The sequence below is a fragment of the Paraburkholderia phenazinium genome, assembly GCF_900100735.1.
Taxonomy (GTDB): domain Bacteria; phylum Pseudomonadota; class Gammaproteobacteria; order Burkholderiales; family Burkholderiaceae; genus Paraburkholderia; species Paraburkholderia phenazinia.
This window is the reverse complement of record NZ_FNCJ01000005.1, coordinates 68,883-78,074: the sequence shown is the minus strand read 5'-3', so window position 1 is coordinate 78,074 and position 9,192 is coordinate 68,883. Positions and strand designations below refer to the sequence as shown.

Here is a 9,192-nt window from a genome sequence, read left to right as displayed (position 1 = left end):
GATTTCTCGATCAGTGAGTTTCGGTGACTTTATTCAGATGGCGCGGCGCATCGGGATTGCGTCCGCGTGCGGCAGCAAGACCCGCAGCCATCACGTAAAAGGAAAGAATCGCGGCAATCGGATCGAGCGCCGCATGGGCCGTCGTAACGAGCGGCAAGCTGGCTTCAGGCACGTCTTGCGGCGCAGCGAGCAGCACGCGGGCGCCGCGCGCCTGCATGTCGCGGGCAAGCTGGATCAGACCGGCTTGCTCCGGGCCGCGCGGGGCGAACACGAGCAGCGGGTAGTCGCGATCGATCAACTCCATCGGACCATGGCGCACTTCCGCGCTCGAAAACGCCTCGGCCTGGATGCCCGAGGTTTCCTTGAGCTTGAGCGCCGCTTCCTGGGCAATTGCGAGACCGAGACCCCGGCCAATCACGATCATGCGCTCGACACCGCGCAGTTCTTCGACGGCCTGGCTCCAGTCGAGCCTGCCGGCGCTACGCAGGGCATCGGGCAAACTGTTCAGCGCGCCGAGCAACTCGTTGTCCTGCTGCCAGTGGGCGACCAGTTGCGCGGAAATCGACAGCATCGCGATATAGCTTTTGGTCGCCGCCACGCTCAGCTCAGGACCGGCGACGAGCGGCAGATGCCATTCGCAGGCATCGGCCAGCGGCGATTGCGGCGCGTTCACCGCCGCCACCGTCAGCGCACCGGCTTCGCGCAGCGCAACCATCGTGCCGACCAGATCCGGACTCTTGCCGGACTGCGAGAAAGCGAGCGCCAGTTGATCGCGCACCTTCAGCGGCGCCTGCTGCAGCGTCGCCACCGACATCGGCAACGATGCGACCGGCACGCCGATGCGGCTCATGGTGAGGCTTGCGAAATAACTCGCGGCGTGGTCCGAACTACCGCGCGCCACCGTCAAGGCGACGTGCCGCGGCTGCTCCGCGAGTTTGGCCGCCAGCGCCTGGACGCGCGAGGTATCGGCAAGTTGCGCGGCGACCGTTTCGGCGGACGCCAGCGCTTCGTTAAGCATATTCGACAATTGATTCTCCTTCGACGTAAGTCGCGCTCAGCGCCAGTTCACGATCGAACACGACGATATCGGCCCACGCACCGCGCGCGATGCGGCCGCGGTCTTCGATGCCGAGATAGTCGGCGGCGTAGCGCGACAGACGATTTGAAACGTCGGCCATCGGCAGGCCGAGCGAAACCAGATTGCGCAGCGCCTGATCCATCGTCAGGGTGCTGCCGGCGAGCGTGCCGTCGGCAAGACGCACGCCGCCCAGGCACTTGGTGACATGCTGGCTGCCGAGGCGGTATTCGCCGTCGGGCATGCCGGTGGCCGAGGTGCTGTCGGTCACCACGTAGACACGCGGAATCGCCCGCATCGCTGCGCGAATCGCGCCCGGGTGAACGTGCAGCAGGTCGGGGATGATCTCGGCGAATTCAGCGTGCGCGAGCGCCGCGCCAACCATGCCGGGATTGCGGTGATGCAGCGGCGACATGGCGTTAAACAGATGGGTGAAGCCGCACGCGCCATGCTTGAGCGCCGCGACTGCGTCGTCGTAGGTGCCGAGCGAATGGCCGAGCTGCACACGCACGCCACGCGCCGCGATTTCGGAAATGATGTCCATATGGCCGGAGATTTCCGGCGCGATCGTCACGACGCGAATCGGCGCGATGGACAGATACTTCAGCACTTCGTCGAGCACCGCAGATACGGCGGCGTCCGGCTGCGCACCGAGTTTGCCCGGGTTGATATACGGGCCTTCGAGGTGAACACCCAGCACGCGCGAGCCGCCTGGTGTGCGCACCCGGGCCACGTCGCCGAGATTCGCCACCACGTTCATCAGCTCTTCGCGCGGCGCCGTCATGGTGGTGGCAAGCAGGCTGGTGGTGCCGAAGCGGGCATGCGTGCGCGTGATCGTCTCGATCGCGTCGCCCGCTTCCATCACGTCGGCGCCGCCGCCGCCGTGCACGTGCAGATCGATAAAGCCCGGCAGGATGTAGGGCGCGTCGTTGGTGGACGGGTCGACGCGCTCACCTGTGAGCGACGTGATGCGGCCGTTTTCGTATTCGAGCGTGCCGTAAATCCACCCATCGGTGGTGAGTATGTTCCCGGTCAGCATGAGTCTCTCTGATAATACGTAGTGCGATACGTCACTGATTCGCGCCGTGCCGCGTTGCGCGAGGGTTGCACCGTTGTTGCGGCGCGCCTGTTAGGTTACGTTTGTCGCGTTACTGGCGCAGTTCGGCGACAAAGTCGTAGTAATCGTCCCGGCAGTAGGTGTCCGTCAATTCAATCGCCCGCTGGTCGGCGCTATAGCCGATACGCGTGATCACCAGCAGCGCCGAGCGCGGCTCGATGTCCATCAGCGAGGCAATCTCGCTCGTCGCGTTGACGGCCCGAAAGTGCTGCAGCGCACGCACCACCGCCATGCCACGCTGCTCCAGATAGCTGTAGAGCGACACGCCAATCGCGTGCGGGTCCGGCACGATCGCAGCCGGCAGCGCCGAGTGTTCCACCGCCATCACGATGCCGTCCGCGCGGCGCAAGCGCCGCAGGCTCGTCACCGCCGCACCCGGCGACAAGCCCAGATGCACCAGTTCGTCGCGATTGGCGGCGCGGATGCCGCGCTCGAGCCAGACCGAGTCGGGACGAAAGCCCCGCTGCTGCATCTTCTTGGTAAAGCCGGTGAGCCGCGACAGCGGATCTTCGACGCGCGGCGTAATGAAGCTGCCCGCGCCCCGAGCCCGCCGGATCAGACCTTGCTCCACCAGCAACTCGATCGCCTTGCGCGCGGTGATACGCGACACGCCGATCGCATCCGACAACGTGCGCTCCGACGGCAGCGCTTCGCCCGCCGACCATACACCACAGTGAATCGCAGTGGCCAGGTTGCGCGCGAGTTGCAGATAGAGCGGCGTGACGTTACGAGCGTCAGGCATCAATGCGGACCAGCGTGTTTCCATGGGCTCGGGTGGGTCGAAAGGAAGAGCATGGGCTGCGAAATGAGAGCCCATTATATAACCACAATAATACCAGTCAATGAAGTTGTTCCATGCCTTGTTGACTGGCCACAAAGCCTTGATGGAAAAGGGAGTCCAGCGATTCCGAGAGGATTTTTCGAGGGTTTTCGGTGATCGGTATTTACCCGTATTTGAGAGAGTTTCGGGCCCGGTAGAGAACCACTGGTTCGCTACCGCACGGAGCCAGCTACCCTGCCACGCTACTTTTGTAATATCAATATCGGTGAGGGCGGCTCCAGCGCAGGTTTTACCGTTTTTATATAGGATGGCATCCAATAGAATGCTGTGTCATACCCACAAGAACCTCAGGGGAGCCGTACGTTGACTGATTCCGCAGCGCTGCGGCGCGCTGAGGCCGTTCGCCACTTCAATCGCTTCTACACGAAACACATCGGCGCACTGCACGAGCGTCTGCAAAAGAGCCCGTTCTCGCTGACCGAAGTGCGCGTGCTGCACGAACTGGCTCGCGGGCGCGCGCAGACCGCCACCGTCCTCGCTCGCAATCTGGGGCTCGACAGCGGCTATCTGAGCCGCCTGCTCACGAGCTTCGAGCGCCGCAACCTGATCACCCGCCGGCCGTCGGAGAGCGACGCGCGGCAATCGCTGATCGCCCTCACCGATCAGGGACACGCCGCCTACGAACCGCTCGACACCGCCGCCATCGACGAAGTGCTGTCGGTGCTGGAGCGGCTCGCCGTGAATGCGCAGGAGACCTTGATCGGCGCCATGAAGCTCGTCGAACGGCTGCTCGACGATCAGCCGCGCCGCGGCATCATTACGCTGCGCGCACCGCGCGCGGGCGAGTATGGCTGGCTGGTGCACCGGCAGGCGCTGCTGTTGGCGAGCGAACACGGCTGGGATCACACCTTCGAAGGACTGCTCGCGAAGACCGTCGCCGATTTCACCCAGCATCACGATCCGGTGCGCGAGACCTGCTGGATTGCCGAACAGGACAATGCCATCGTCGGTTCGGCGCTGGTGGCCGGCATCTCGGCTACGGTCGCGCGAATCAGGCTGCTGTATATCGAGCCCGACATGCGCCGGCTCGGCATCGGCACGCAACTGGTCGACGAGTGCGTGCGCTTTGCCAGGCGTGCGGGCTACACCAGGATCACGCTGTCGACGGTAGCGACGCTCGGCGAGTCGCGGCGGCTCTGCGAGCGCGCGGGCTTTGTCTGCGCGAGTGCGACACCGGAGATGCGTTTCGGTCACGCGTTGACGGTGGAGCGATGGGAGCGCGATCTGTAGCGGCCGCCAGGCGGCACGTTGTTACGTGCGCAGTGGTTAGCGAAACGCACCACGCGGGCAACAAAAAAGCGCCATGGGATGGGCTCCCATGGCGCTTCGCATTTCGGCCCGTCATCCGGGCAAGGGCGGTTCGCTTAGAACGACGGCACCACCGCACCCTTAAACTGGGTCTTGATGAACTGGCGCACATCTTCCGACTCGTATGCAGCAACCAGCTTCTTCACCCACGGTTTGTCCTTGTCCTGGATACGCACGGCGATCAGGTTCGCGTACGGGCTGTGGATGTCCTCGAGCGCGATCGCGTCCTTGGTCGGCTGCAGACCGCCAGCAAGCGCGTAGTTGGTGTTGATCGCAGCCGCGTCGACGTCCGACAGCGAGCGCGGCAGTTGTGCGGCGTCCAGTTCGATCAGCTTCAGCTTCTTCGGATTGTCCGCGATGTCGAGCGGCGTCGCGTTGTTTCCGTTCGTGCCAGCGCCGGCCTTCAGCTTGAGGAGGCCTTGCGCCTGCAGCAACAGCAGCGCGCGGTTCTCATTGGACGGGTCGTTCGGCACCGCGACCTTCGCGCTCTGCGGCAGATCCTTCACCGACTTGAACTTCTTCGAGTAGATGCCGAGCGGCGAAATGTAGGTCAGGCCGGCGCTGACGATCTTGTAGCCGCGCTGCTTGATCTGGCTGTCGAGGTACGGCTGGTGCTGGAAGCTGTTGGCGTCCAGATCGCCGGCGTCGAGTGCGGCGTTCGGTTGCACGTAGTCGTTGAATTCGATGACCTTCACGTTCAGGCCTTCGCGCTGCGCCACTTTCTGGGCTACGGCCCAGATTTGCGCGTCGGGACCGCTGATCGTGCCGACCTTGATGACCTTGTCGTCGGCTTGGGCGCCGAAGCTGGTGGCGAACGCGGCGGTAGCAACCACGGCGGAGAGGGCTTTCAGGATGTTTCTGCGCTGCATGTAGTTCTCGCTATTTCTGATCGGTGTCAGATTCGGGTGTAGAGCTGGCAGCGCGTTGTGCGCGTCGCCAACTGGACTGCAAATGGTCTCATACGCCCGGTGCAATGTGAAATATCGGGTTCTCATATGGGTATGCCCCAGCGCGGTGCGTGGGGCAGCCCGGCAAGCGCTTATCCAGCCGAAGCAGCCGCCGCCGGCCGCGCCGGCTTGAGCCGGCGCATGGCCGCAGCAGCAGACGGCTCATCCGCCGCATCATGTCCGTTCACCCGGAACGCGCTCACCGTCTCGCGCAGGCGCGCCGCCTGGTCCTGCAGCGAAGCCGCGGCCGCCGCGGCCTGCTCCACCAGCGCCGCGTTTTGCTGCGTTACCTCGTCCATCTGCGTCACCGCGAGGCCCACCTGCGAGATGCCGCTGCTCTGCTCTTCGGATGCCGCCGCGATCTCACCCATGATGTCGGTCACCCGGCGCACGGCCTGGAGGATCTCGCCCATCGTGGCGCCAGCCTGCTCGACCAGCGTCGAGCCGTTGTTGACCCGCTCCACCGAGGCGCCGATCAGCAGCTTGATCTCTTTAGCCGCCGTCGCCGAGCGTTGCGCGAGGCTGCGCACCTCACCGGCCACGACCGCGAAACCGCGCCCTTGTTCGCCGGCGCGTGCGGCTTCGACCGCTGCGTTCAGCGCGAGGATATTGGTCTGGAACGCAATGCCTTCGATCACGCCGATGATATCTGCAATCTGCCGCGAGCTATCGTTGATCTCGCCCATCGTGCCGATCACGCGACTCACCACTTCATTGCCCTTGGTCGCGATGTCCGACGCGTTATGCGCAAGGCCGCTCGCCTGGCGCGCGTTGTCGGCGTTCTGCTTTACCGTGGCGGTGAGCTGCTCCATGCTGGCGGCCGTCTCCTGCAACGACGCGGCCTGCTGCTCGGTGCGCTGCGACAGATCGTTGTTGCCCGCCGCAATTTGCTGCGTGGCCGAGGCGATCTGCTCCGAGGAACGGCGAATCTCACCGATCGTCCTCTGCAAGCGGTCTTGCATCTCGCGCATCGCCGCCATCATGCTGCTGGAATCGTTGACACGCACCTCGACCGCCTGGGTCAGATCGCCCTTCGCAATATGGGTCGCGAGTTGCGCGGCCTGCTCGGGTTCACCGCCGAGGCTCGCGCGCACGTTGCGGATGATCAGGATCATCGCCAGCGAAATCACCGCGCCGATCACGAGGACAACGAACAGGTGACCCAGCAGTGTTTCGTAGTACGTCGTATCGATATCCTTGATGAACACGCCGCTGGTGATATTCCAGTCCCACGGGGCAAAGCGCACCACATAGCTGATCTTCGGCACCGCGGTTTCGCTATGCGGCAGGCGCCCGCGGTACTCCGCGAAGCCGTGACCGTCTGCCTTCGCTGCGTCCACAATGGTGACGTACAGCAGCTTGCCGTCCGGATCCTTGAAGTCGCCCACCGGCTTGCCGACCATCTGCGGCAGCGTTGGATGCATCAGCACGACCGGCTTCGAGTCCATCACGAACAGGTAACCGGACTCGCCGTAGCGCATGCTGGCAAGACGAGCCAGCGCTTCGCGTTGTGCGTCGGCCTCACTCAGTTTGCCGGCCTGCGATAAAGCGTAATAGCCGTTCACCACGCCCTGCGCTGCTTCAACCAGATTCACCATGCCGGCCTTGCGTTCGGCCAGCATGGTGCTGCGCGTTTCGATCGCGCTCCATAGCCCGACGCCGAGCAGTCCCAGCCAAACCAGCGCGAGCGACAGCCACAGCTTGCGATTCAAACTCATCCTGCTCATTGTGTTGGTCTCTTCTGTGTGGTTTTCGCTTGCACCGCTCCCGGCGGCATTCATCGCAAACGATTGCCTTACGGATAACGGCACCGAAATGGGGCAACTTGAGGCGGGAACGGGTGGGAATAGCAGGAGACCAGCGACGGCCCAGACAGGTCGCACACGTGCAAGGGTTTGAGCACCGAACGATAATGGCCAACCTGTGGCCGCTCACGAGGCGCACCACGCTTTCTAAACGAGGCTATCCATGTACGTCATCAATCTCACCTATATCGTGCCGCTTGAACAGGTCGACGACGCGCTCGAAGCGCATCGTGCTTTCCTCAATGAGCAATTCGAAGCCGGCGTGTTCGTGGCCGCGGGCCCGAAAGTGCCGCGCGACGGCGGCGTCATTCTCGCGGTCAACCTCGAGCGCGAGGAGCTCGACGCGCTGCTCGCCACCGATCCGTTCGCACAGCAGAAAGTGGCGCGTTACGACGTGACGGAATTCAAGGCAACGCGGCTCGCGCCGGGGCTGAACCTGCCGGTTCCGGCGTGAATCTTCGCTGACGTCACGAGCGGGAAAATGACCTAACGAGCGGAGAAAAGGGGGCGCAGCAGAAGAACAGCGGGACATCACGCGCCTGCCCAGCAAGCGCGTGACTGAGACTTAACCGAGGAGCAGCTTGATATCGTGCACCCACGGCGCGGCGCCCTGCCCGTCGCGGGCAAAGAGTCGCAGCTTGCCATCGGGGTCGAAGACAAAGCTGGCCGCTGTGTGGTCCATCGTGTAGCTATCGGGCGTCTTACCCGGCACCTTGGCGTAGTAGACGCGGAAGTCCTTCGTCACCTTGGTGAGCTGCTCCTGATCGGCCGGGCGCAAGCCGACAAACGAAGGATTGAAGGCCGGCACGTACTGCGCCATCAACGCTGCCGTGTCGCGCTCGGGATCGACCGTGACGAACAGCACCTGAACCCGCTTGGCATCCGTCTGGCCCAGTTGCTCGAGTGCTTGCGACAGTTCGGCCATCGTGGTCGGACAGACATCGGGGCAATGCGTGTAGCCGAAGAACAGCACCACCACCTTGCCCTTGTAGTCCGCGAGCGTGCGAATCTTGCCGCTGGTGTCGGGCAACGAAAAGTCCGAACCGAACTGCGTATTGCCGGTGATGTCGACGTTCTGGAACGAGGGAGCAGGTTTGCCGCAGCCTGAGGCCAATACCGCGCCGCCGAGCGCACAGGCCATCAAGGCGGTGCGCGCCACGCGCGCTAGCCGGTGTGTAAGCATGGTATTACGCGCCGATCAAGACACGTGCATAGTGATCGATCAACAGCGCGGCGAACAGCAGCGACAGATAAATGATCGAGTAACGGAACAACTGACGCGCGAGCGTATCGGAGTACTCCCGATAGATCTTCCACGCGTAGGCGAGGAACACGGCGCCGAGCAGCACCGCCGCCACCAGATAAACGACGCCGCTCATGCCCGAGATGAACGGCATCAGCGCGACCGCGAACAGGATCACGGAGTACAGGAAAATATGCAGCCGGGTGTACTGTTCGCCGTGGGTGTTCGGCAGCATCGGCAGACCGGCGTTTTCGTAGTCTTTGCGGCGATACAGAGCGAGCGCCCAGAAATGCGGCGGCGTCCACACGAAAATGATCAGCACCAGAATCCAGGCGTCGCCCGGCACGTGGCCCGTGACTGCGGCCCAGCCAAGCGCCGGCGGCATGGCGCCCGAGGCGCCGCCGATCACGATGTTCTGCGGCGTGGCCGGCTTGAGCAACAGCGTGTAGATGACCGCGTAGCCGACGAAGGTGGCAAGCGTGAGCCACATGGTCAGCGGATTGGCGAACGTGTAGAGCGTCCACATGCCGAGACCGCCGAGCACGGCGGAAAACAGCAGGATCTGCGTGGTCGTGATCTCGCCGCGTGCGGACGGCCGCCACGAGGTGCGGCGCATTTTCGCGTCGATTTTCTGCTCGACCAGGCAGTTGATGGCGAACGCCGCACCGGCGAGCAGCCAGATGCCGACGGTGCCGCCGATCAACGGGGTCCACGGCACCATGCCGGGCGTGGAGAGGAACATACCGATCACTGCGCAGAACACGGCAAGCTGCGTCACGCGCGGCTTGGTCAGCGCGATGTACTGGGAGATCCGACTACCGGGGGTCTGGGAAAGAGTTGTGCTGTCCATGTGGGG

The 9,192-nt window shown here is 63.7% G+C and carries 9 protein-coding genes; 2 read left to right on the top strand and 7 right to left on the bottom strand.

What is annotated here, in order from left to right:
• Positions 1-10 precede the first annotated feature (10 nt).
• From BLQ92_RS13080 to BLQ92_RS13070, 3 genes are all read right to left on the bottom strand, one after another.
• Positions 11-1,018 (bottom strand): SIS domain-containing protein, encoded by a 1,008-nt coding sequence (locus tag BLQ92_RS13080; RefSeq protein WP_090684925.1) that lies wholly within the window; start codon positions 1,016-1,018, stop codon positions 11-13.
• Positions 1,011-2,114: an N-acetylglucosamine-6-phosphate deacetylase gene (nagA, locus tag BLQ92_RS13075; RefSeq protein ID WP_090684924.1), complete on the bottom strand. Its 1,104-nt coding sequence runs from the start codon at positions 2,112-2,114 to the stop codon at positions 1,011-1,013. The genes BLQ92_RS13080 and nagA overlap by 8 nt, the downstream gene beginning before the upstream one ends.
• 109 nt (positions 2,115-2,223) lie before the next feature.
• The gene (locus tag BLQ92_RS13070; RefSeq protein WP_090684923.1) at positions 2,224-2,958 is read right to left on the bottom strand and encodes a GntR family transcriptional regulator; all 735 of its coding nucleotides are present in this window, start codon (positions 2,956-2,958) and stop codon (positions 2,224-2,226) included.
• Positions 2,959-3,336: 378 nt separating this feature from the next.
• Between BLQ92_RS13070 and BLQ92_RS13065 the strand changes: the two genes are divergently transcribed.
• Positions 3,337-4,263: a bifunctional helix-turn-helix transcriptional regulator/GNAT family N-acetyltransferase gene (locus BLQ92_RS13065; RefSeq protein WP_090684922.1), complete on the top strand. Its 927-nt coding sequence runs from the start codon at positions 3,337-3,339 to the stop codon at positions 4,261-4,263.
• Positions 4,264-4,397: 134 nt separating this feature from the next.
• Here BLQ92_RS13065 and BLQ92_RS13060 read toward each other — a convergent pair whose 3' ends face one another.
• Both BLQ92_RS13060 and BLQ92_RS13055 read right to left on the bottom strand, forming a co-directional pair.
• Positions 4,398-5,210: a MetQ/NlpA family ABC transporter substrate-binding protein gene (locus tag BLQ92_RS13060; protein WP_090684921.1), complete on the bottom strand. Its 813-nt coding sequence runs from the start codon at positions 5,208-5,210 to the stop codon at positions 4,398-4,400.
• 170 nt (positions 5,211-5,380) lie between these two features.
• Entirely contained in the window at positions 5,381-7,006 is a 1,626-nt protein-coding gene (locus BLQ92_RS13055; RefSeq protein WP_244106037.1) for a methyl-accepting chemotaxis protein, read from the bottom strand.
• Positions 7,007-7,256: 250 nt separating this feature from the next.
• Between BLQ92_RS13055 and BLQ92_RS13050 the strand changes: the two genes are divergently transcribed.
• Positions 7,257-7,547, top strand: a complete 291-nt coding sequence (locus tag BLQ92_RS13050) for a YciI family protein (protein ID WP_090684920.1) — start codon at positions 7,257-7,259, stop codon at positions 7,545-7,547.
• A gap of 111 nt (positions 7,548-7,658) precedes the next feature.
• Here the strand turns inward: BLQ92_RS13050 and BLQ92_RS13045 are convergent, their stop codons facing one another.
• Together BLQ92_RS13045 and cyoE are read right to left on the bottom strand one after the other, a co-directional pair.
• On the bottom strand, positions 7,659-8,276 hold the full coding sequence (locus BLQ92_RS13045; protein WP_090684919.1) for an SCO family protein: 618 nt from the start codon (positions 8,274-8,276) through the stop codon (positions 7,659-7,661).
• 4 nt (positions 8,277-8,280) lie between these two features.
• Positions 8,281-9,186 carry a heme o synthase gene (cyoE, locus tag BLQ92_RS13040; RefSeq protein ID WP_090684918.1) on the bottom strand — a complete coding sequence of 302 codons (906 nt, stop codon included), beginning with the start codon at positions 9,184-9,186 and terminating at the stop codon, positions 8,281-8,283.
• Positions 9,187-9,192: the final 6 nt, after the last annotated feature.